The following is a 21,888-nucleotide window of genomic DNA, read 5'->3' as shown; positions in this document are numbered from 1 at the left end:
CGCACCCACCTCGGCTCCGGCGATCCGCAGCCCTCGTACCGAGACCGGTCCCAGCGGAGCGCCCGCGAGCGGCCGCAGCAGTACCCGGCCGGCGGAGGGCGGGGTCGGTCAGGGCGGGCGGCACGTAGCCGACGTCGTCGGGGCTGATGTTCGTCCCCGGCGGGACCAGCTCGTCGATCGCGTCGAGGATCTCCGGCGAGAGCCGCACCTCGTCCGCGCCGAGCTGGCTGGTGAGCTGCTCGAGCGTGCGCGGGCCGATCACCGCCGAGGTGACGGCCCGGTGCGAGAGCACGAAGCCCAGGGCCAGGTGGATCATCGAGATGCCCGCCTCGTCGGCCAGGACCGCCAGCTTCTCGGTGACGTCGAGCTTGCGGGCGCGGATCTCCTCGACCTTGAAGTCGAAGTGGTCGCCGTTGCTGGAGGCCCGGGAGCCGGCGGGCAGCGGCGCGTCCCGGCGGTACTTGCCGGTCAGCCAGCCACCGTTCAGCGGGCTCCAGACCATCACTCCCAGGTTGTGGCGCTCGGCCACCGGCAGGACCGCGGCCTCGGCGTGCCGGGCGAGGATCGAGTACGAGGGCTGCTCGGTCGAGAACCGCTCGCGCTGCCGGTGGTCGGCGACCCACTGGGCCTCGACGATCTCCTCGGCGGGGAAGGAGGAGGTGCCGATCGCCCGTACCTTGCCCTGGCGCACGAGGTCGGACAGGGCGCCGAGGGTCTCGTCGATGTCGGTCTGCGGATCGGGGCGGTGCACCTGGTAGAGGTCGATCCAGTCGGTGTCCAGGCGGCGCAGGCTGTCCTCGACGGCCTGCATGATCCAGCGACGGGAGTTGCCACGCCGGTTGGGAGAGTCGCCCATCTGGTTGTGGAACTTCGTCGCCAGTACGATCTCGTCCCTGCGGCCCTTGATGGCCCTGCCCAGGATCGTCTCGCTCTCGCCGAACGCGTACACGTCGGCGGTGTCTATGAAGTTGATGCCCGCGTCGAGCGCGGTGCCGACGATGCGCTCGCACTCGTCGTAGTCGGTGTTTCCCCAGGCCCCGAGCATCATCGTGCCGAGACAGAGCGGGCTGACCTGGATGCCGGTGCGGCCAAGCGTGCGATGGTTCACGGCACAGATCCTGCCAGCCCGCCTCCGGGTGCCCCCGACCGGGGTTCGGGCGCAGGTCGGGGGCACCCGGAGACGGGTGGCGGATGACAGGTGGCTCAGTCCAGCGTGACGGTGACGTCGATGCCGGTGTCGTGCGGGATGCGCAGCACGTGGATCAGCTGCTTCGCGTCGCGGAGGTAGGTCGAGGAGCCGAACCTCAGGGTCGCGGGGCGCGCCGCGCCCCAGCGGATCCGGACGACGGTGTCGCCGCGGCGCAGGTCCAGCCCGTCGCCGGTCGCGGCGGTGTTGGCCCCGTACGGGGCGGCGGTGCCGTCGGTGAAGGTCAGCCGGTCGGTGGGGTGCAGGATGAGCGGGATCTGCTCGGTCGCGGGGGAGGCGGTGGTGACCACCCGCCGTACGGCGTCGCGGGTGACGGTCACGTCGGTGCTCACCGAGGAGGTGGGGGTGCGGTAGCGGATGCCGAAGGCGCGGCCTCCGCCGTGCTGGCGCCCGGTCCACGCCTGTCCGCCCGGCTCGCCGTCCAGGCGGCGCGCGCCGCGGCGAGGTCCTCCTGTGAGCTCATGAACGCGCCCAGCTCCGGCACCTCCGGCACGAACAGCGAGTTGAGCGCGGTGCGGTCGGGGTCGGGACGCACCTCATCGTAGAAGCGGGCGCTGGTACGCGTCGACGGGGCGACGTTGACGATGTAGCCGGAGCCGTCGGGCTCGCGGACCAGGTTGTAGCCGAGCCAGTCGGTGAACTTCCGCGCCATCGACACCAGCGTCCGGTCGCCCGTCAAGTGGTAGGTTTCGGCCATCTCCGGGAGCATGACCTCGAAGTTGTAGTTCATGTCGGTGCCGGACAGCTCGTAGAAGTATCCCGACGGGCTCTGCCCGCGCGCCGCCAGCTGCCCGATCGCCTCGCCCAGGCGTCCCCGCAGCCCGTCGTCTCCGGAAACCGCCCGCCGGCTCTACTTGACGAAGGTGTTCGCGACGATGATCAGCAGGCCCAGCAGCGTGTAGACGCCGCCCGCCCGGCATGCGGCCCGCCACGAGCCGCCGGAGACGCGCGAGGCCCACAGCCCCCAGCCGAACAGCGTGACCGCGTTGAACACCAGGACGACATCGACGGCGGTGGACTGCTTCCACCACCCCGCGTAGGCGCCCAGGTGCGCGCCGAGCGTGGGCAGGGTGGCCGCGACCAGCGGCCACTCGCCCAGCACCGAGCGCACGGTGTGCGCGGTCGGCTGGTCGGCCGCGGTGTGGTTGGCCACGGCGTACGCGTAACCGTGGACGACGGCCGCCGCGAGCGCGGAGATCAGCACCCACAGCGCGTCGTACCCCGGATCGGGGGCGGTGCCGGTCCGGTCCAGGGCCGCCGCCAGGCCGCTGGCCAGCACGGTGCCGTAGACGCCGCCGAACAGCAGCCGCTCGGGCGGCCTGTACCGCCGTATCCGGCGCAGTGTCCGGAACGTAGGGGCCTGGGAACGTCTGGTGCGGTGGGACAAGGTCTCGCTCGGGGCCGGTTGCCGGGACAGCTACTACACCTACCAGCACTTTCTCCCGCCCCGGGGGAACCGCGCCGTCCGGGGACCGGACACCGGCCCGCCGTGGGGCTCCCGCGTTCGCGCGCTTATCCGTATTTGTACGTGGTCGGCCGTGCCCGGCCCTGCGACCATGCCGGGATCGGCCGCGCGGTCCGCGCCGCCGTACGCACGCGATGGACACGTCATGCGCGACGGGCACGTCATGTAGGCCGCGTGCGCCGGGCACCCGAAGGTGGGAGCGTCGATGGGACAGGGGCAGGAGCGGATCCCTCTCCGTAACAGGCCGCTTTTCGACACAGCGGACCTCGATGAGGCCCGCGAGCGGGTGTCCGGCGTGTTCTGCCCGCACCGGCTGGAGCCCGCCGGCGGTGTCGCGAGGCTGGCCGCGCGGCTCAACTCGGCCCAGCTGGGCGCCGTGCGGGTGAACTACCTGGACTACGGGGCCGGCGTCCGCATCGAGCCGGGCGAGCTGGAGTCCTTCTTCCTGGTGCAGATCCCGCTGGCCGGGCGCAGCCTCATCCGGTGCGGAGGGCAGGAGATCGTCTCGACGCCCCGGCTGGCCTCCCTGCCGTCGCCGTCGGAGTACCTCGACATGCGCTGGGAGGCGGGCTGTCCCCAGCTGATCGTCAAGTTCGACCGTCCGGCCGTCGAGGGCGCGCTGGAGCTGATGCTGGGGGAGCGGCTCGACCGGCCGATCGTCTTCGACCTGGGCATGGACATGACGGCGGGCTGGGCGCGGGCCTGGCGGGCGCTGGCCGATGTGATCGTCGGGGAGGCCGAGCACGGCGACGGGCTCGCCGTGCAGCCGCTGGCCGTCGCCCACCTGGAGAACGCGCTGCTCACCTCCCTGCTCACCGAGCAGCCGTCCAACTACCGGGCGCGGCTGGCGGCCCCGCGCTCTCCCGCCCTGCCCAAGGTGGTGCGCCGGGCGATGGAGTTCATCGAGGGCCACGCCGACCGGCCGCTGTCGACCGAGGACGTCGCGCGCGCCGTGGCGGTCAGCGGCCGGTCGCTGCAGGAGGGGTTCCGCCGCCATCTCGGCCTGACCCCGATGACCTATCTCAGGGACGTGCGACTGGGCCGGGTCCACGAGGACCTGGCGGCCGGCGACCCCGCCAGGTGCACCGTGACGGGCGTGGCCGCGCGGTGGGGTTTCCTGCACCAGGGACGGTTCGCCGCGCTCTACCGCGAGCGGTACGGCCGGGCGCCGTCCCAGACGCTGCGCGGCGCCTGACGCCCCGCCCACCCCTTCTGCGGTCCCGTGGTCTCGTGGTCCCGCGGTCCCGCGCGGAGTACGGAAGGCCGGGAGCGCGGAGAGCCGCGGCGCAGAAGAGCAGAGGACCAGAAGCCCGGGAGAGCAGGAGCCGAGGAGCGCGAGGGACCGCGGTGCGACGAGGATTCCGCGCCGGACGGATGGAACCCGCGCTGAGCGGATGGCCCGCGGGGCGGCGCCCGCCGTACCTTTTCATCAGGCGCCGCTCAGTCCTTCTCCTCCCCTTCCGTTGAAAAGGAGACATCGTCATGCGCAGAATCCTGGTCGTCGGTGCCGGTCAGGCGGGCCTGCACCTCGCCCTCGGCCTGCTGCGGAACGGCTACGACGTCACCGTCGTCTCCAACCGAACCCCCGATGACATTCGCGGCGGCCGGGTCACGTCGAGCCAGGCCATGTTCGGCATCGCCCTCGGCCACGAGCGTGACCTTGGCCTGGACCTGTGGGCGGATGACTGCCCGCCGATCGACGGGATCCAGTTCGCGGTGGCCGGTCCCGACGGCGAACCGGCCATCCACTGGGCCGCCCGGCTCGACACGCCCGCCCGCTCGGTCGACCAGCGGCTGAAGATGCCCGGGTGGATGGCCGAGGTGGAACGGCTCGGCGGCGAGATCGTCATCCACGACGCGACCGTGGACGACCTGGAGGACTACGCCGCCCGGTACGACCTGGTCCTGGTCGCCGCGGGCAAGGGGCCCATCGCCTCGCTCTTCGAGCGGGACGCGCCGCGCTCGCCGTACCGCGCCCCGCAGCGGGCCCTGGCCCTCACCTACGTCAACGGTCTCGTACCGCGACCGGGGCATTCCGCGGTGTGCTTCAACGTGATTCCCGGGGTCGGCGAGTACTTCGTGTTTCCCGCGCTCACCGTCACCGGTCCCTGCGAGATCATGGTGTTCGAGGGTGTCCCCGGCGGACCGATGGACTGCTGGGCGGACGTCCGCACCCCCGCCGAGCACCTGGCCAGAAGCCGGTGGGTCCTGGAGACCTTCCTGCCGTGGGAGGCGGATCGCTGCGGCGGTGTCGAGCTCACCGACGAGGGCGGCGTCCTGTCGGGACGCTTCACCCCCGTCGTGCGCAGGCCCGTGGCGACGCTGCCGTCCGGCGCCCCGGTCCTGGGCGTGGCCGACGTGGTCGTGCTCAACGACCCGATCACCGGGCAGGGGGCCAACAACGCCGCCAAGTGCGCGGCCTCCTACCTGTCCGACATCCTGGAACGTGGTGAGCGGCCGTTCGACGCGGCGTGGATGGAGCGGGCCTTCGAGCGCTACTGGCAGGGTGCCCGGCACGTCACCGCGTGGACGAACGCGCTTCTCGCGCCCCCGCCGCCGCACGTGCTGGAGATTCTGGGCGCCGCGGGCCGGCTGCCCGAGGTCGCCTCCCGCTTCGTGAACGGCTTCGACGACCCGTCGGACTACGCGGGCTGGTTCATGGATCCGGCCGGGGCGGCCGGGTATCTGGCGCGGTTCGGGAAGTGAGAAGGGGTCATGAGGTCTCTGCGCGACGCCCTCGGGCAGTTCGCCACCGGGGTGGCGGTGGTCACCGCCGTCACCCGGCGGGGTGACCGGCTGGGTGTGACCGTCAACTCCTTCACCTCGGTCTCGCTCGACCCGCCGCTGGTCCTGTGGTGCCTGGCCCGGCGGGCTCCCAGCGCACCGGCCTTCGCCGAGGCGGAGCGGTTCGCGGTCAACGTCCTGGCCGCCGGACAGGAGCACCTGTCCCGGCGATTCGCCACGCCGCTGCCGGACAAGTTCGCCGGGGTGGAGACCCACCCGGCACCCGGTGGGTCTCCGGTGCTCACCGGAACCCTCGCCCACTTCGCCTGCCGTACGGTGAGCACCTACGACGGGGGCGACCACCTCATCTTCGTCGGAGAGGTCGAGCACTTCCGGCGGACGGAGGGCGAGCCGCTGGTCTTCCACTCGGGGGGCTACCGCGTGTTCTCCTCGCCGGACCGGGAGATGGCGTTCGGCGCCGTGGACTGACGCGGTGGCCTCCCTTTTCGGCGAGGCACTGTGGCGCCTGGCGCCTGAAAAACGCAGACCGGACATGATCCGCGGGAGCGACCAGTCACGTCAGGCCCCTGGTTCGAGCTCCTGCCGGATGACCTGCCCCGCCGCGCGGTGCTCGGCGGCGGCAGCCGGGTCCGTCTCGTCGAGCACGGCCGCGATCCCCTCGTGGGCCAGTGCCTCCTGGTGCCGGTAGCCCACCTTCGGGGCCAGCTCGAGTGCCTGACGGTGCAGGCGCAAGGCCTCGTCGGGCAGGCCGGCCAGTCGGCAGGTCTCGCCGTAGCCGTTGAGGAAGTGGATCTTCCAGTGTTCCTCGAACAGCTCATCCAGGAGTGTGAACGCCTGTCGGTGGCTGGCCAGCGCTTCCTCGTAGCGGCCCATCTGGCGCAGGGCGACGCCCAGGCAGTTGAGACACCACGCCTCGTTGTGTTTGTGGCCGTCCTCGCGGGCGAGTTCCAGGGCTTGGTGCAGGTGCTCTGCTGCCTCGTCGGATTGCTCGTGGGCGATGGCCATGCCAAGGGTGATCCGGGCTGTCAGCGCGGCCGGCCAGGTGGGGTCGGCGTGCGCGATGTCCAGCACCTCGCGGGCCAGCCGCGCCGCCTCCTCGCGGTGTCCCAGCTGCAGCATCGCCCAAGCCTCGTAGGCGGTCGCATGGGCCGCGCCCATCGGGCAGCCGGCGTCCGCGTACAGTTTCCCCGCCAGCCGGAAGAGGCCGAGTGGCTCCTCGACATAGCCCTCGTCCCACCTCAGGTAGCCACGGCGCATGATCAGATCTGCCTCAGAGCGGGTGTCCCCGGCCTGGGACACCAGCGGTGCCGCCGCCTCGTATGCGGCGCCGGCCTCTGCCATCCGGCCCGCGTTGTAGCGGGCGAAGCCCAGGTCGCTGTGCGCCTCAGCCAGTTGCCACGGATCCCCCAGGCGCTGCGCGGCCGCCAGCGATCGCTCGAAGAGGACGTTGAGGTGCGTCGTGCCGCAGCGCCGCGCGAAGAACGCCCGCATGAAGCGCGGCAGCTCGCACACGTGCGCGTCGGCTCCGGTGACAACCGCCACCTCGAAGGCGCCCATCAGGTTTGTGTACTCCGTGACGAACCAGCCGAGGGCCGCATGCTTGTCGGTGAACCGCGGCAGCTCGGCCGGGGGCCGGCCTGCGGAGGCCGCGCGGCTGCCGGACACGTGCGGCATCGCGGCGTCGGCGGCGGCCGCCGCGTGCACGTAATAGTCGAGCACCCGGCCCAGCGCCTGCTCCCGCTCCACCGGGGAATCCTGCTCCGCGGCGGCTCGGCGCGCGTGCTGGTGCACCAGGTCGTGCAGCGTGTAGCGACCAGCAGACGGCTGCTGGATGAGGTGCGCGTCGAGCAGGTCCTCCAGCATCGCCCGTGCGCTGCGCAGCGGCACGTCCGCCAGTGCCGCCGCCACGTACTCGTCGAAGGACGACCCGGACAGCAGGCCCAGCAACCGGAACAACCGGCGCTCGGCCCGATCCAGCTGCCGTACGGACATGGCGAACGCGGTGTCGAACTCGCTCACGCCCTCCGCCATACGCTCGACGAGGATGCCTACGGTCCAGCCCGGTCGGTGCCGCAACCGGGCCCCGGCCAGCCGCAGGGCCAGCGGCAGATGGCCGCACAACCGCAGCACCTCGGCCGCGGACTCCGGGTCGCGGGCCAGCCGGCCGTCGGGGCCGCTGGGATCGCCGCTGGCGCGGGCCAGCAGCTCCGCACTCTCCTTCGAGGTCAGCACGTCCAGCGACACCGGGGGCACCTCCTCCAGGCCCAGCAGCCGGTTGCGGCTGGTGATCAGGGCGACGGAGGGGCCTGCGCCGGGCAGCAGCAGGCGGACCTGGTCAGCGCCGGCGGCATTGTCGAGGACCACGACGGCCCGGCGGCTGGCCAGTTCCGACCGCCAGCAGGCGGCCAGCGGTTCGACACCGCCCTCCTGCGGGATCTTTTCCGACGGGACGTCGAGTGCGGCGAGCAATGCCCGCAGTGCGGGATCGGGATCGAGTGGTTCCCGCCCGTCGGTGAACCCGTGCAGATCCAGATAGAGCTGGGCGTCCGGGTATTCGGCGGCGAGCCGGTGCGCGGCGTGCACCGCCAGACAGGTCTTGCCGACGCCCGCCATGCCGTCGATGGCGACCACCCGGCTGCTGTCCACCATGGCGAGGACGGCGGCGAGCTGGGCCTCACGTCCAGTGAAGTCGGGCATGTCGCGCGGCAGATCGTTGCGGGGTAGGCGTGGGGCACCGGCGGCAGGCGACGGGGGCTGGACCTGGCGGCTCGTCTTCGGGGGCGCCGGCAGGGGGTTCGTTGCCCGGTCCCACAGGGGGCGCAGCGGGCGGGGGTCACGCTTGACGAGGCGGCAAAGTTCGATCACCACGGGCCAGGGCGGCACCGACTGGCCGCTGAGGTAGCGCGACAGCGACGACGAGCTGAGGCCCGTGTCCCGTGCGAGGGCCCGCACACCGCGCCCGGACAGCTCCTGGAGCAGGCGCAGCCGGGCGGCCAGTTCGTCTTGGGGGTCCGCCTTCTGCACAACCATCGTGTCCTGCCTCTCTGTCCCGTCGCGGAAGAAACTTACCGGGACGAATCGCCGCAGGCCAAAGCCGTTTCAACTGTCCCACGGTGTCCCACCGCCATCGTCATGGCAAGCCGGTCCGGCTGTTATGGAGTCACGCCCCGAGGGACGGGGCGTCGATCCGGAAGAGGAGAACCAAGATGCAGTCCCGTATGCAGAACCCGGCCTTCATCCTGCCCGGCGCGATGCAGCCCATCCAGGAGCTCTTCAAGGCCGTGCACGCCGGTGGGGTGGACGGTCAGACGCTGGAGCTGGTGCATCTGCGGGTCAGCCAGATCAACGGCTGCAGTTCCTGCGTCGACGGGGGCACCAAGACCGCTCGTAAGGTCGGAGTGAGCGACGAGCGGCTGGCCACGGTCGTCGCCTGGCGGGAGACCCCGTACTTCACCGAGGAGGAGCGGGCGGCGCTCGCGCTGGCCGAGGCCGCAACACGGCTGGCCGACCGTGCCGAAGCCGTGAGCGACGAGGTCTGGGACAGGGCCGCCACCTATTTCGACGAGAAGCAGTTGGCCGCGATCGTTCTGATGATCGGCGTCACCAACCTGTTCAACCGGCTCAACGCCACCACCCGGCAGATCGCCGGCGCATGGGGGTGAGCGGTGCGCGGTCCCGGGCGGCGTGCTCGAACCCGTGGCCCGGGACCGCTCGCCTCATCGCCGCGAACCCTCTCAGCGAAGCCGCCACGGCGGTCGTCCCTACCAAGATTTTCCGACAAGGAGATTCCCACCATGAACGAAACGCGCAAGGCCACCAAGAGCACCGCCGCAGCTGACAAGAAGTTCGACGGGTTCACCGACGAAGAACGAGCGGCGATGAAGGAGCACGCCCAGGAGCTGAAGACGGCCGCGCGCCGCGGCTCGCGCGCGGCCAAAGCCGACGGGGAGCGCGACGTGCTCGCGAAGATCGCCGGGATGGCGGAAGCGGACCGATTCATCGCCGAGCGGCTCCATGCCATCATCAAAGCCGACGCGCCGGCCCTGTCGCCGAAACTCTGGTACGGGATGCCCGCCTACGCCAAGGACGGCAAGGTCGTCTGCTTCTTCCAAAGCGCGGAGAAGTTCAAGGCGAGGTACGCGACCCTCGGCTTCAACGACCCGGCGAACCTCGACGACGGCACCGTGTGGCCGACCGCCTTCGCGCTGACGGAGTTGACCGCCGACGACGAGGCGAGGATCAGCGCACTCGTGAGGCAAGCGGCGAGCTGAGGACTGCTTCGGCAGTTCGGGTATCGGCTCTGGTCAGCGTGCGATCAGCCTGCCTTGCAGGGGAAGGGCGATGGTCCTGGCAACCCGGCCGTTCTTGATCCAGAAAACCCGGGTGGAGTCTTCGCCGGTGGTGGCGAGTTCCGGGACGGTGTCACCGTCCACGTCGAGCAGCGCCACGTTGGCCCCGCCTTTCCCGATCCAGTCAGGCCGGCGCGGCCCGGCGGCGGAGCCGTACAGGACGGCGACCTCGCCCCTGCCGCGAGCCCCCGCGACGAGGTCGGTGTAACCGTCCTTGTCGACGTCGCCGGCCGCGAGCGAGCCGGCGTAGTCATTGGCCGGGTCGCTGGTCCCGGCGATGCCGGGCAGAGCCAGTGTCTTCAACCGGCGCTTGTCGACGCCCACGGGGCCGCCTCGTAGGACGAGAAGCCTGCCGGTGCCGATCCCGGCGATCACGTCGGCATACTTGCCGCCGTGGAAGCGGCCGACCCGGACTGACCAGCCGAACGGCTCGCGCGTGCACCTGGCGGTGTTCGCCTTGTTGTCGGCACCCTCGACGCCACCCGCGCACGCCTGCACATCCATAACGCGGCCGTCCGCATTTCCGCTGGTCACCATGGTGTTTCCAGTGATCGTCACGCCTCTGGCGGACCCTTTGAACACGTGGATGGCCCCGCCGATGTCGTATCCCGGCCGCCCAGACGGCGCAGTGACCACCAGGTCGCTGTAGCCGTCGCCGGTCACATCTCCGGCCGCCAGCCCGGCGCCGAACAGACGGCTGTGCTGGCTGAAGCCGACCACTCCCGGCGTGTCCTCGCTGAGCCGCAGTGCCCCGGATGAGCTGAGACCGCTGCGGGAGCCGTACAGGACGACGGCGGCGCCGCCGCGCACTGCCGCGGTGTTCAGTGTGGTCTCCGGCGCACCGACGGCGAGGTCGGCGTAACCGTCCCGGTTGAAGTCAGAGGTGGTCAGCGCGTTGCCGAAGCCGTGGCCGGTGCCGAGCCGGGGAACACCGCCCTGGCCGGGGGTGAACCGGCTGCTCCGGCCGACATGGCCGTCCGCGCGCCGGCCGTACAAGATGGTGACCGTGCCGCCGGCGCCGACCGCCACGTCTGCGAGGCCGTCTTTGTCGAAGTCGCCCGTCGACAGCGCGGTCGCGTGCTGGTTCCGGACCGCCGCTCTGCCCTTCAGAGGCTGAATCGTGAGCAGACCGGCGCCACCTACCACCAGGTCAGCCCCGCCGTCCCCGTTGACATCCCCACGGACGGGGCGAGGAGGCAACGAGGCTCCGGTAGCGAGCATGGCCGCCAACACGATGATCACTATGCGAGGGGACATGTAGGGATGCTAAGCGTTCCGTCGGTTACTGCGGCGCCAACGTCAAGCCAGGTGACCCATCCGAATGGTCCGGACCGGCCATCTTGGAGAGTCGGCCGGGAAAACAGGGAAGTCCCATGATGAGGATCTCCTGCCTACTCGGTGGTCAGGCTCCACACGCGTGCCGTTCCGTCGCCACCGCCGCTGATCACTTGGCGGCCGTCGGGGGTCACCGCCACCGACAACACCACTCGATCATCGTGACCGGTGAGTATGCGGGTCAAAGTTCCTGTGGCGGACATGAGTACGGAACCTAGCGGTACCAGCCATCGTCCGGGCACATCGTTGTGGACACCGCAGGATCCCCGCACGGGTGACGTCACGGATCCGGAGAGATCGACACCATGGGCCAGATGATGCTCGCAGGCACCTACGTCAAGCCAGTGCGGTGACCACTTGGGTTCGCCGGGTCGTGGCAATCCGTATGACCTGCGCTGCTCGATGACCTGCCCCACTGCCGGTACCGGCTTGATCAGTACCGGCAGCTGGAGGAGCGCATGGCTGAGCCCGGTGATCAACCGATGCCGAAGGCCAGGTGCTGCAACGCCTGGTACGACGAGGCGAACACGGCTCGATCAGGGGGCGCCGGGCGCTGATCATCATGGCGTCCGCGTCGGTGACACCCGCCCTGGCTATCGCGTGGTCACCGCACTTTGGAGAACCTCTCCGCGAGATCCCGGGCCCATTGCGCGGCCTTGGCCGCCTGGTCGCCGGTGACGGGCGCGCCAGGCATCCGGCTCAGGCGCTCCACCTGCTCGGCGAAGCGCAGGTGCTCCCGGTGAGCGTGTTCCCGGCAGACGAGGCAGGTGACGCTTTCCGGACGAGGAGAGGTCATCGCATAGGGCGCCTGGAGTCCGCAACCGGTGGTGACGACACTCGGTGCGTCGGGCACGAGCCCCAACGACGACACGATCACATTGCGAAAGGCGGCACCGGCCTGCATCACCTTCTGCTCGACGTGGATGTGCGGATCGGTCTCGCTCATCTGCGTCCGCGCCTCCGTCCGAGTCGTCCCGGAATCAGACTAATGCGTTGACCACTCAGGTTCACCGGGTTGGTCAGGCTGCTCGTGGTGGGCACCGGCGTTGCCGACGTTCGCTGCGGATACGGGCTCGGGTTACGGGCCAAGCAGCCGGCCGGCTTACGCTCCAGCGGGTGAGCGAGCACCCAGGCGTGGCAGGAGCCCAGCCCGGCGTGTCGCCGACCCGGCGAACGTATGTGGTCACCGCACTAGGGTCTGTTTCGAACGTGTGGTGTCGAGGTCATCGTGGCTGATGGATCATGCGGCATGGCATCTGTCCCGGCTGAAGGTCGAGCCGGTGACCGAGGAGATCTGTGTGCGGGCGATCGAGCTCCTCCGCGATGCCTGGCTGCATGGTCACAGGTACGCCATCGATGCCGTGGTGGCCGCTACCTGAATGCGGGCCAGTGCTCCGGCCTTGGCCACCTCCCCGGACGTGGCCTCAGGATGAAAGGGCTCAGAGGTAGGAAATCTCCAATTGCGACGCCAAGAAATAACAGGTGGCCAGTGGCCTTCAGGCTCTGGCACCCTTCCATTCGCGATCAAGATGCTCCATGCTGCTGACTTCACCTGCCGGGGAGCAGGCCGCTCCCGGCTCCGGCAGGACGCAGGACCCAAGGGCGCGATGCGATACCTGGGAGTCACATGATCTCGGACGAAACACCGCTGCTGCCGGACGTGGTCCGGGCCTACCCGTTCTCCTGGGGCTCAGGCTTCATCTGGCCACCGGAAACAGAGGAGAGCGAGAAGAATCTGACCTACGCGCAGGCCGTGCTCAAAGCATGCCTGTCCCGGGCCGTGCTCGCCTCGCCCGAGCCACCAGAGGAGCCGATCGTCTGGGATTGCGAGGACGACGCGTACCCCGAGTGGACCGGGATCCGGGCCATTCTGCGCGAACGTATGCCCTACGCCCGGCACGTCACCGCCGAGCGCATGGCCGATGCCAAGGCCGAGTGCGCCCGCCAGGGCATCGACACCACGGACTTCGAGGAGATTTGGACCCGGCGCATCATCGCCTGGATCGCCGAGCAGACCCTGCACTGGTGCGGCCTCATGGTCGATGACGAAAAGGCGCTCACGCCCTGGCTCGTGGACCTCGCGGAGCTGTACGTGCAGCGGGGGATGGCCGCCGAGAAGGCCGTGTGGGCACTCCGCCGCACCAAGGCCGGGCCCGAGAGCCGTGCGGCTCTGACGCGACTGGCCACGTACAAGGGACTGCCGGACGAGACCCGTGAGCAGATCACGTACGAACTCCGCTCATGCCCCAGCCGCCGGTAGCGCCCGCTCCAGTCGCCGCCAGAAGGCCGAAAGAATCCAGGTACCCGGCTGACCTCCCTACGTCACCGGCCACATCACGTTGGTAGGCACCAACGTCAAGCTGGGTGACCCGTCCGAGTGGGCCGCCTGTTGGAGGGGTCTGGTTCCCACCGAGGAGTAATCCTCTAGATCGCGCTCGTACGGTTCACACCCACTCTCCGAGCGTGAGCCGTAACCCCGATCAAGCAAACGGGTCTCACTACGCCGAAGCCCTGGTTTCGAGACGTGTTCGCGATCAAGGTTCGGCGGGATTTCCTTGTGATCCACAAGCGCCTCGCAAGCAGGTTCCGCCATGGTCCCAAGAGAAGGCGGCGATGGGGGAGGGCGGGGTTGAAGGTTCCGGGACGTGCTTCCGTGTGCCTGCTGGCGGCTTGCCTGTGCGAGCTGGTGGTCGTGGGAGTCAGCCTCGCTCTTCTGCCCGGCCTTGCGGCGGAGCTGGAGAGACAGGAGAAGGGCGGTGACGGGGTGAGCTTCTACACCGAGTTCGCGCTGGACAAGGCCCAGACGCTTCTGTACTCCTACGCCATAGTCGGGGCGATCACGCTGGCGCTGGCGGCTCTGGCATGGCGACGAGGCGGGACGCCGGGCACGCGGGCCGCCATGGCGGTGGGCCTCGTACCGTACACGCTGCTCTGTTTCTTCTTGTGGTTTACGTCGGCTTTCCGGGCCGATGAAGTCCTGGGCTGGTACTCGCACCTGGCCGCCTGGCTGGCGATCATGGTCTGGCTCCTCTACGTCGCCGCGACGATCCTGCTGTTCCTCTCCAGGAAGAACACTTGCGGGGCTGACTAGATGATCATTTACAGGGGGTGGCCATGAGCCGGCCGATGCGATCACGCCTTGGGCGCGGAAATCCTGAGGAGCGCGGCGTCATGGGCGGCCTGGCGGATCTCGGACGCCGGGGGGTGCTCCTGCTCGGTGCGGTGGCGGTGCTCGCGGCGTGTGCATCGACTGCGCAACGCGCGGATGACGACCGGGTCCGCACGGACCTGGAGCCGCTGGAACGCCGCTTCGCCGCGCTCGGCCGGTTGTCTGGCGCGCACTGGCTCGGCATCGTCTTGGGCGGCGATTCCAGGCTGTCCCCTCCGGGCCCCAGCGACGTTCGACTGGTGGGAATCGCCCAGTTGAGAGCAGGCGCCGTCGCCGCCATCGTGGGAACGCCACAGTGGGATTTCGAGCCCGAGACGCCGAGTTCGCCTCCGAAGCCGCTCGCCGAGTTCATGCCCGCGGGCGCCCGGTGGGTCCGGAGCGGATCCTTCGACCTTGAGGTGACGAGCGAAGGAGACCCCGGAGCGTTCTACCTCGATCCGGAGACGGACAGCGTCTACATCGATTACGTCGACCAATGAGAACAGAATTCCGGGATCGGGCCGTTGCGGACACAGTCGTCGACTGGCTCATGCTGACCCCGCCTGCGCTGCTGGAATCGGCAGGCCCCAGGACCGGCCGCTACCGGATCGGGGGAGAGACCATGCCGCAGTCGACTGGCCTGTCCCCCGTCGGCAAAGGTTGTTGACTGTGACCGCGAGAAGCAGCAACGTTTGAGCGCCGGTTGCGGGGGCTTCGGGGCGGTGATGTCGATGAGATTTAGTGACGGTGTTGGGGGGCCGTCAACGGACATGTCACCAATCGCCAAACGCGGCTGATCCCTGGATCGCATGGAACATCCGCCGCACAAATCATGATCTTTACGATAGGAAGACGTCGTGACCAACGATCAGCGGCATGGCAGTCGCTGGCAGGACCGCTCGCGTGCGACCCGTCCCGCAGAGATCCTGGTGAGCGCCCTGGCGGTCGGAGCGGGACTCGGCGCGGCAACCTCCCTCGTGAACGCCCTCTCCCACAGCTACGCCGACCTTGGAAGCCGTGCCTACACCACCAGCGGGTGGTCAATCGCGGAGATCATGAGCGTGCTGCTCGACTCCGGCTGAGCTTGGGCGGGGTTGGCGGTCGCCATGGGGTGGCTGGTAACCCGCGCAAGAGAGATCCGTCCTGCGGCACTGGCCCGAGGCGCTGCCGCGGGTGCACTGGCCCTGCTCGCGGCCACGGCCGCCTACAGCGTCGCCGTTCGCCTTACCGGGGTCGCCGATGGGTTCGCCGGTGTCCGCGTGGGTAGCTCGATGGCATGCTCGCCGTGCTGGTCCGCTGGGGGCTCCGTCTCCTCGCCCTCCTGATCGGCGCCTGCCTGGCTCTGGCGTTTCCGGCCGTCAACGCGTGGTGGTGGGCGTGGGTGGGGCTCGTTCCTCTCCTGTTGCTCCTGGCCCGCGCAGGATCTTTTCGGGAGGCGGCATGGCGCAGTTGGTTGGCGGCGGGCGGCTTCTTTGTGACGCTGCACCACTGGGTGCTCCCCTACCTGGGGGTCTTCTCGGTGGTGGCGGCTGGAATAGTCGGCCTGGTCTGGGTGCCCTTCGGGCTTGCCGCCTACGGGCTACTGCGGCGGCCCTCGCTCGCCAGAGTGCTGGTGGCGATGCTCGTACTGCCCTCGGTGTGGCTGACCGTCGAAGCGCTGCGCTCCTGGAAGCACCTGGGCGGGACGTGGGGGCTCCTCGGCCTCAGCCAGTGGACGGTAGGGCCGGTACTCGCCGTCGCCGCCCTCGGCGGGGTGTGGCTGCTGAGCTTCCTGCTGGTCGCGGTCAACATCGGAATCACCGCCCTGCTGATCCCCGGCGCCATGCTCCGTACCCGGCTGGTCGGCGGGGGAGTCGCCGTCGTTCTGGCCGCGGCCGCGGTCGGCTACGGGATATTACGGCCGGAGCCGGTGGTGACCGGCAGCATGCGCGTGGCGGGTGTGCAGCCCGGTATCGTCTACGGCCCGCAGAAGCGCCTCGCCGTCCATCTGCGGCTCACCCACGAACTCGCGGGACTCGACCACGACGTCATCGTGTGGGGCCAGAGCAGCGTCGGACTCGACCCCAAGCAGCGGCCCGACGTTGATCGCCAGTTGCGTGAGGCCGCTGCCGCGACAGGCAGCGACCTGCTGGTCAACGTGGACGCTCGCGGCCCGTCCGGGCAGATCACCAAATCGACCTACCAGTACACCGGCAAAGGGCTCGTGGCCACGTACGCCAAGCAGCGGCTGGCGCCCTTCGGCGAGTACATACCGCTGCGACCGCTGCTCGGCTGGATAGCCGATTACACCGGGGCCCCCAAACAGGACCGATCCCCCGGCGACAAGCTGACGACGCTGAACGTCTCCGGCCTGAAGGTCGGCCCACTGATCTCCTACGAGTCGACCTTCCCCGACATGCGGCGTGACCTCGCGCGCATGGGCGCCGATGTCACCATCGTGCAAGGCTCGCTCACCACATTCCACGGCAGCTGGGCACATTCACAGCAGGCCGGCTTCGAGGCCGTACGAGCGGTGGAGTCCGGCCGCCCAGCGGTGCTGGTGGAGCTCGACGGGACCTCGGCGGCATTCGACGCGCGAGGCAGGCCGTTGATATGGGTCCCGCCCGAGTATCGCGGCACCTTCATCGTCGACGTACCGCTCTCCAGGGAAGAAACGCTCTACGTCCGGTTGGGCGACTGGGTGCCTCTCATGTCCGGTGCGATCGTGATCGCGGCCATTCTCGGGCTTGCCATCCGGCGGGTCGGGCGGCGCCTGGCCCATTAGGACTGCCGCGAGACTCGGGCAGACAGCAACCGTAGTCGGAGATAGCAGAACGAAGGGCCAGGCCCGCACAGCCCTCACCTTCTGTTCCGTAGCCAGTTCGAGATCGTCCGTCGGTGTCCACCGGCATCCCCAAGACCTGCTCACAGGCCCTTGATCGTTTTCTGTGAGTGTCCATCCCTGTCCAGGGGGTGTCAGCACTTCCGTTAGGAAGATCGAGCGTAGTGCCAGGGTTTCAGGCATCGCTCCCGCTTCATCGCACGTGTGCTCGGTGTTGCCGCCCGCCACGCAGAAAAGCACAAGGCCGAACGCCGAAGCAGGCAAGGTCTCCGATGGAATGCGCCCGTTATCATCTCAGCTGAGCTTCACTTTTCCGTTGAATGCCCCAAAAACCCAAAAACAAGGACAAGTGCCCCATGAGACGATTGGCTGCCCTGGCGGTCGCCGTACTGATCGCGTCCGTGTCGGCTGCCATGAGTCCCGCCGCCGCGCAGGCAGGCGCTCCTGATCCGGCACGTGCGCTCAAGCAGCAGTTCCGAAATGAGCTTGGCGTTCGGATTTCCGAGACCAACCGCTTCTTCTACGGCAAGAAGTCGACGGTCTCCGGGAGTGGGATCCGGATCAGCGGTCATCTCCAGTTGGCCCCGTCAGGTCCGGTGGCTGCGGATTTCACCTGGTGGGATCTCTCCCGGCCGAAAGGCAAGGGGCTCCCGTCCAAGAAATCGGACCCCTACCGGGTGATCCGCGTCGGTAAAAACGTGTACGACGACGCCACCCGGTACCCCGGGCCCGTTCCGGATGGCAAGAAGTGGGTCCGGTTCCCGAACGAGCACAGGGGACGCATGAACCGGGACATGGCCCGGGACGCCAGCCTGCAGCCGATCGACATGTACGACCTGTCCATGATGAAGGCCGTACTGAAGCGCTCAGCGAGCAAGGCCGTCTCCGGCGGTTTCCTCTACCGAGGCACCATGAGCTACCAAGAACTGCGCAGGATTTCCAAGAGCGCCCCCATCGCTTGGACCTCGGGGAAGCCCATCGGCAAGAAGAGCAAGGGGAAGGTCTCCTGGCAACTCTGGACCGGCCGTGACGGTCTGCCCGAGCGCCTGGTCACCACCGACACCGCGGGAGTGGGGAAAGAGCCGCTGGTCAAGCGGAGCGACACGCGCTACACCGACTGGGGATTCCATCTCGTCATCACCACCCCGCCCGCCGATGAGGTCATCGACGAAGATGATCTGTTGGAGTACGTCCGCAGGCAGAACACGTCCGCTCCGACGGACGCCAAGAACACTTAAGACGCTCTGGCGATCACGAGAACGGCCCGCCGGTTATGGAAGATCGCCCGATATTCCAAGATCGCGTTGGCGAGCTCGATATGGGTCTTCCACCGCTGCCGGTTGAGCAGTTCGGTCTGCATTCGTCCCAGAACGATTCGATCACCGCATTGCCGAAACAGTCACCGACCGACCCCATCGAAGTGGGGTGCCTGACGACTTCCCCCCGGACGCCCAGATGACGGCTTCGGCTCCTGACCAGACCATCGGAACCTGTCGTCGGCAGGTGATCACGTTAGACGGCGTTGCTGTATCTCGCTGCTGTAGTGCGCCACGAGGCGCTGTGTGACCGAGTGGAGGTGAAAGGACCAGCTCGTGACTGTTTCGGCTGAGACTTGGCCTTCCATCTGCGGCAGGACTATGCCTCGCCACCATGAGATCCATGATCATTGCACGTATATCGCACGGCGAGCCGCTAGAGGAAACACTCGGGACGTGAACGTAGAACCTGCGGATGCGAACCGCAACCCTGAGACGGGTCATCGGTGGCGTCCGTGGAGCTCAGCACGAGTGCAACAATCAGCCGCGCGGTCAAGGCCTGTAGACGTTCGACAGCGGCAGATAGGAGCTGAAGTGGTCGACCACGATGTCTGCCACGGCCTCCGCATCATCGAGCCCATCAACCTCAAGGACCCGTATGCCCAGGCGGCGAGCGGAGCGGGCGGCCTCGTCGGCGACGAGGCGGTCTCGGGCGAGTCGGTTGCGCTGTGCTCGATCAGGGTCGCTGACCGCGTGATCGACGGCGGCGGCACGGGGCAGTTCGCGGAGCTGACGCTCACGGAATTCCTCGCTCGGCACCATCACGATCATTCGACGGGGTGAGTCGATGATGGGGGCGACCAGTTCGGGACGCAGTCCCCAACCTTCGGCGATGATGGGTCGCCCCGATACCAGGCCGCGCAGGTCGTCCAAAGCCCACTCGAACCGCGTGGGGAAGCCAGCCAGGGTCTCGCCGGCCATCTCTTGAGGGCTGGTGTTCACCCAGACGCTGTCCGGGTCGGGGTCTGCGGTGGGCTCGCCAAGTCGCGCTCGGCGTGCGATCCGACGGTCATTGTGTGCACGCGCGTCGTGATAGTCGTAGTGGTACGCGGTCAGCCCGTACCGGGTGGCCAGCAGCCTGGCGACGGTGGATTTGCCGGCCCATTGGCCACCTCCGATCCATAGGGCGCTGTGCAAAGTGCCGAAGGGATCCCAGACCTCACTATCTGTAGCGTTCACGGTTACAGCCTGACAGCGTACAGACCAAAGAAACAGTCTTGTTCTGCCTGCCTGGCCGGGAGACGATCGTAGAGAGGGGAAGCGGCACGATCTCCGCTCGCAACCTGTCGAACGCCTCTGGATACCTACAAGAATAATTCGGCAATGTTCCGCGATGGCGTCTGTCCTGTCTCGCTTGATGGTTGACACTCTGGCCTCGCTTGATGCTTGACACCTTGATCGTCTTCTGTGCCTGCTCGTGGCGTTGTCTGCGCTTCGGGGGCCGGGATGGCATTGGTGGAGTTGAGTGTCGTGGAGCAGCGCTATCACGCGGCGATGTCCTGGCTAAGGCGCGCAGGAAGTACGGGAGCGCAATCGGTTAGCGACCATTGGGGCCGAACCGGGCGGCATCGGTGAGGTTCCCCAAGGAATCCGGCAGAGCGATCAACTGGTTGCCGCCCAGCTGGAGCGATTCGAGGGCGGTGAGGTTCCCCAGCGACTCCGGCAGAGCGGTCAACTGGTTGTCGCCCAGGTAGAGGCAGGTGAGGGCGGTGAGGTTCCCCAGCGACTCGGGCAGAGCGGTCAGCCGGTTACGGTCCAGAATGAGGGTGGTGAGGGCGGTGAGGTTCCCCAGCGACTCCGGCAGAGCGATCAACTGGTTGTCGCCCAGGTAGAGGCAGGTGAGGGCGGTGAGGTTCCCCAGCGACTCCGGCAGAGCGATCAACTGGTTGCCGCCCAGCTGGAGCGATTCGAGGGCGGTGAGGTTCCCCAGCGATTCGGGCAGAGCGGTCAACTGGTTGTCGCCCAGGTTGAGTTCGGTGAGGGCGGTGAGGTTCCCCAGCGACTCGGGCAGAGCGGTCAGTGGGTTGCGGCCCAGGTAGAGGCAGGTGAGGGCGGTGAGGTTCCCCAGCGATTCGGGCAGAGCGGTCAACTGGTTGCCGTGCAGGTAGAGCCAGGTGAGGGCGCTGAGGTTCCCCAGCGACTCGGGCAGAGCGGTCAGTGGGTTGCCGCCGAGATGGAGTTCGGTGAGGGCGGTGAGGTTCCCCAGCCACTCGGGCAGAGCGGTCAACTGGTTGTCCTCCAGGTAGAGCCAGGTGAGGGCGCTGAGGTTCCCCAGCGACTCGGGCAGAGCGGTCAGTGGGTTGTCCTCCAGGTCGAGTTCGGTGAGGGCGGTGAGGTTCCCCAGCCACTCCGGCAGAGCGGTCAACTGGTTGCCGTGCAGGTCGAGCCGTTTGAGGTAGGTGAGCTGGGCGAGTGACTCGGGCACCGTGCTCAGCTCGAGACCGGACAGGTTGAGGCTGGTCGATCCGTCCTCCAAGCACTTGGTGATCCGTGTGACGGCGATCGCTTGGCCTGCCTCGGACTCCATCATGATCTCTCTTCTCCTTATCGCTCACGCGCCTGAGCTCGCCCCTGCGCCATGCCGGTCTCCGTCCCCTCCTCGACCGCTTCGGGCACGAGGGTCGACGATGACGCTAGAGACCGGCACTGGAGAACGACTTGTAAGTCATGGGACGACCCGGCCGCAGATGGCCGTCATTGAGGAGAACCGCCTGCCGTTGCGGCCGTCTCGCGGGACCCCTCCGGGCGTCGCGCCGCCCCGGGTGGAGGGCCACTAAGCGGAGAAAGATCGTCCTAGGCCGTGTCAAGCATCAAGTGAGATCGGGTAATGGATGCCCCCAATAGGGCGTTAAGGATATGCTCTGCAAATAGGTTATTCGGGAACCTTATGGGGTGCTTATTCGTTATCCGGGTACAAGTTCATCGGGGTGACGAGAGGGGTTATGCGTTGGCACTACAGGGTCCGATCCCTGTATCCCATCAAGCGGTGTTCCCCCACGGCTGTTATGTCGTGGGTGAGGTAAGTCCGGTGCTCGATTTCGAGGCGAGTACTCGTGAGAGGCCCGTTCCGCAGCGTGACAAGGCGACGGGTGACCTGATCTGGGCGGTCCCGGTGATGGACGGTGACCCCACTCTTAAGGCGGCGGCCAAGTCCATCGCGATCAAGGTGATTTCGCCTGTTGAGCCGGTGATTCCCCCGGCTCCGCCGTCGCTGGCCGGGCTGCCGTTCGTGCCGGTCGAATTCGAGGAGTTGACGGTCACGCCGTGGATCAACGGTGATGGTGACCGTGCTCGTATCGCGTACTCCTACCGGGCGCGTGGGTTGCGTGGGGTGACCCTGCCTGGGCCTGGTAGCGGCGCGGGTAAGGGCGGTAAAGACGCCGCATAGCGGCGCATAGTGGGGCTGGCTGCGGTCGGGCGGCGGATAGGCGTGCTGATGGCGTGAGGCGCGGCGCTCCAATTAATGAGTAATCGGTGAGGGTCGCCGGAATAAGCATTCCGG

Annotated in this window: 23 protein-coding genes and 1 pseudogene; 13 read left to right on the top strand and 11 right to left on the bottom strand. The window is 68.3% G+C overall.

Annotated elements, in window-relative coordinates; all coding sequences use genetic code 11:
- The 4 genes from ABZU75_RS21295 to ABZU75_RS21280 all read right to left on the bottom strand — a co-directional run.
- Nucleotides 1–1,108 (bottom strand): aldo/keto reductase (locus ABZU75_RS21295; protein WP_355556734.1); only part of this gene is annotated, 1,108 nt, incomplete at its 3' end.
- 95 nt (nt 1,109–1,203) lie between these two features.
- On the bottom strand, nt 1,204–1,539 hold the full coding sequence (locus ABZU75_RS21290; protein ID WP_355556731.1) for a hypothetical protein: 336 nt from the start codon (nt 1,537–1,539) through the stop codon (nt 1,204–1,206).
- Nucleotides 1,536–1,937, bottom strand: coding sequence for a hypothetical protein (locus ABZU75_RS21285; protein WP_355556729.1), 402 nt, complete (start codon nt 1,935–1,937; stop codon nt 1,536–1,538). The genes ABZU75_RS21290 and ABZU75_RS21285 overlap by 4 nt, the downstream gene beginning before the upstream one ends.
- A 120-nt stretch (nt 1,938–2,057) precedes the next feature.
- The gene (locus ABZU75_RS21280; protein ID WP_355556727.1) at nt 2,058–2,594 is read right to left on the bottom strand and encodes a hypothetical protein; all 537 of its coding nucleotides are present in this window, start codon (nt 2,592–2,594) and stop codon (nt 2,058–2,060) included.
- A 283-nt stretch (nt 2,595–2,877) separates the two neighbouring features.
- Here ABZU75_RS21280 and ABZU75_RS21275 point away from each other — a divergent pair, with 283 nt between their 5' ends.
- The 3 genes from ABZU75_RS21275 (at nt 2,878) to ABZU75_RS21265 (ending at nt 5,885) form a co-directional block, all read left to right on the top strand.
- Nucleotides 2,878–3,867, top strand: coding sequence for an AraC family transcriptional regulator (locus tag ABZU75_RS21275; protein ID WP_355556725.1), 990 nt, complete (start codon nt 2,878–2,880; stop codon nt 3,865–3,867).
- Between the two features lie 287 nt (nt 3,868–4,154).
- On the top strand, nt 4,155–5,378 hold the full coding sequence (locus ABZU75_RS21270) for a styrene monooxygenase/indole monooxygenase family protein (RefSeq protein ID WP_355556723.1): 1,224 nt from the start codon (nt 4,155–4,157) through the stop codon (nt 5,376–5,378).
- A gap of 9 nt (nt 5,379–5,387) precedes the next feature.
- Entirely contained in the window at nt 5,388–5,885 is a 498-nt protein-coding gene (locus tag ABZU75_RS21265) for a flavin reductase family protein (RefSeq protein WP_355556721.1), read from the top strand.
- A 90-nt stretch (nt 5,886–5,975) separates the two neighbouring features.
- On the opposite strand, the gene ABZU75_RS21260 is transcribed toward ABZU75_RS21265, so the two are convergent.
- Nucleotides 5,976–8,447 (bottom strand): tetratricopeptide repeat protein, encoded by a 2,472-nt coding sequence (locus ABZU75_RS21260; protein ID WP_355556718.1) that lies wholly within the window; start codon nt 8,445–8,447, stop codon nt 5,976–5,978.
- Nucleotides 8,448–8,623: 176 nt separating this feature from the next.
- On the opposite strand from ABZU75_RS21260, the gene ABZU75_RS21255 reads away from it, so the two are divergent.
- The gene (locus ABZU75_RS21255) at nt 8,624–9,079 is read left to right on the top strand and encodes a carboxymuconolactone decarboxylase family protein (RefSeq protein WP_355556716.1); all 456 of its coding nucleotides are present in this window, start codon (nt 8,624–8,626) and stop codon (nt 9,077–9,079) included.
- Nucleotides 9,080–9,211: 132 nt separating this feature from the next.
- Nucleotides 9,212–9,688: a DUF1801 domain-containing protein gene (locus tag ABZU75_RS21250; protein ID WP_355556714.1), complete on the top strand. Its 477-nt coding sequence runs from the start codon at nt 9,212–9,214 to the stop codon at nt 9,686–9,688.
- Nucleotides 9,689–9,721: 33 nt separating this feature from the next.
- Here the strand turns inward: ABZU75_RS21250 and ABZU75_RS21245 are convergent, their stop codons facing one another.
- From ABZU75_RS21245 to ABZU75_RS21235, 3 genes are all read right to left on the bottom strand, one after another.
- Nucleotides 9,722–11,023 carry an FG-GAP and VCBS repeat-containing protein gene (locus ABZU75_RS21245; RefSeq protein ID WP_355556711.1) on the bottom strand — a complete coding sequence of 434 codons (1,302 nt, stop codon included), beginning with the start codon at nt 11,021–11,023 and terminating at the stop codon, nt 9,722–9,724.
- Between the two features lie 134 nt (nt 11,024–11,157).
- Nucleotides 11,158–11,286, bottom strand: a complete 129-nt coding sequence (locus tag ABZU75_RS21240; protein WP_355556708.1) for a WD40 repeat domain-containing protein — start codon at nt 11,284–11,286, stop codon at nt 11,158–11,160.
- A 419-nt stretch (nt 11,287–11,705) separates the two neighbouring features.
- A complete protein-coding gene (locus tag ABZU75_RS21235) occupies nt 11,706–12,047 on the bottom strand; it encodes a hypothetical protein (RefSeq protein ID WP_355556705.1) in 342 nt (113 codons plus the stop codon).
- A 289-nt stretch (nt 12,048–12,336) separates the two neighbouring features.
- Here ABZU75_RS21235 and ABZU75_RS21230 point away from each other — a divergent pair, with 289 nt between their 5' ends.
- The 7 genes from ABZU75_RS21230 to ABZU75_RS21200 all read left to right on the top strand — a co-directional run bounded on the left by ABZU75_RS21230 (nt 12,337) and on the right by ABZU75_RS21200 (nt 18,308).
- On the top strand, nt 12,337–12,480 hold the full coding sequence (locus tag ABZU75_RS21230; RefSeq protein WP_355556702.1) for a hypothetical protein: 144 nt from the start codon (nt 12,337–12,339) through the stop codon (nt 12,478–12,480).
- A gap of 248 nt (nt 12,481–12,728) precedes the next feature.
- On the top strand, nt 12,729–13,361 hold the full coding sequence (locus tag ABZU75_RS21225) for a hypothetical protein (protein ID WP_355556699.1): 633 nt from the start codon (nt 12,729–12,731) through the stop codon (nt 13,359–13,361).
- Between the two features lie 264 nt (nt 13,362–13,625).
- A complete protein-coding gene (locus ABZU75_RS21220) occupies nt 13,626–14,192 on the top strand; it encodes a hypothetical protein (protein WP_355556696.1) in 567 nt (188 codons plus the stop codon).
- A gap of 80 nt (nt 14,193–14,272) precedes the next feature.
- Nucleotides 14,273–14,749 (top strand): hypothetical protein, encoded by a 477-nt coding sequence (locus tag ABZU75_RS21215; protein ID WP_355556693.1) that lies wholly within the window; start codon nt 14,273–14,275, stop codon nt 14,747–14,749.
- Nucleotides 14,750–15,106: 357 nt separating this feature from the next.
- Complete coding sequence (locus ABZU75_RS21210) at nt 15,107–15,331, top strand: hypothetical protein (protein WP_355556690.1); 225 nt, start codon at nt 15,107–15,109, stop codon at nt 15,329–15,331.
- Nucleotides 15,332–15,525: 194 nt separating this feature from the next.
- Complete coding sequence (gene lnt / locus ABZU75_RS21205) at nt 15,526–17,013, top strand: apolipoprotein N-acyltransferase (protein ID WP_355556687.1); 1,488 nt, start codon at nt 15,526–15,528, stop codon at nt 17,011–17,013.
- 413 nt (nt 17,014–17,426) lie between these two features.
- Nucleotides 17,427–18,308: a hypothetical protein gene (locus tag ABZU75_RS21200; protein ID WP_355556684.1), complete on the top strand. Its 882-nt coding sequence runs from the start codon at nt 17,427–17,429 to the stop codon at nt 18,306–18,308.
- Nucleotides 18,309–18,334: 26 nt separating this feature from the next.
- Here the strand turns inward: ABZU75_RS21200 and ABZU75_RS21195 are convergent.
- The 3 genes and pseudogenes from ABZU75_RS21195 to ABZU75_RS21185 form a co-directional block, all read right to left on the bottom strand.
- Nucleotides 18,335–18,489 (bottom strand): annotated as a pseudogene (locus tag ABZU75_RS21195) (integrase core domain-containing protein); the annotation flags it as partial.
- A 389-nt stretch (nt 18,490–18,878) separates the two neighbouring features.
- A complete protein-coding gene (locus ABZU75_RS21190) occupies nt 18,879–19,523 on the bottom strand; it encodes a hypothetical protein (protein ID WP_355556683.1) in 645 nt (214 codons plus the stop codon).
- A gap of 400 nt (nt 19,524–19,923) precedes the next feature.
- Nucleotides 19,924–20,916 carry a leucine-rich repeat domain-containing protein gene (locus tag ABZU75_RS21185; protein ID WP_355556681.1) on the bottom strand — a complete coding sequence of 331 codons (993 nt, stop codon included), beginning with the start codon at nt 20,914–20,916 and terminating at the stop codon, nt 19,924–19,926.
- Nucleotides 20,917–21,414: 498 nt separating this feature from the next.
- Between ABZU75_RS21185 and ABZU75_RS21180 the strand changes: the two genes are divergently transcribed.
- Nucleotides 21,415–21,774 (top strand): plasmid replication, integration and excision activator, encoded by a 360-nt coding sequence (locus tag ABZU75_RS21180; RefSeq protein ID WP_350962647.1) that lies wholly within the window; start codon nt 21,415–21,417, stop codon nt 21,772–21,774.
- Nucleotides 21,775–21,888 lie beyond the last annotated feature (114 nt).

It is taken from the genome of Streptosporangium sp. NPDC005286 (assembly GCF_040607515.1).
Classification (GTDB): Bacteria; Actinomycetota; Actinomycetes; order Streptosporangiales; family Streptosporangiaceae; genus Streptosporangium.
This window is presented reverse-complemented; position numbering and strand designations above follow the sequence as displayed.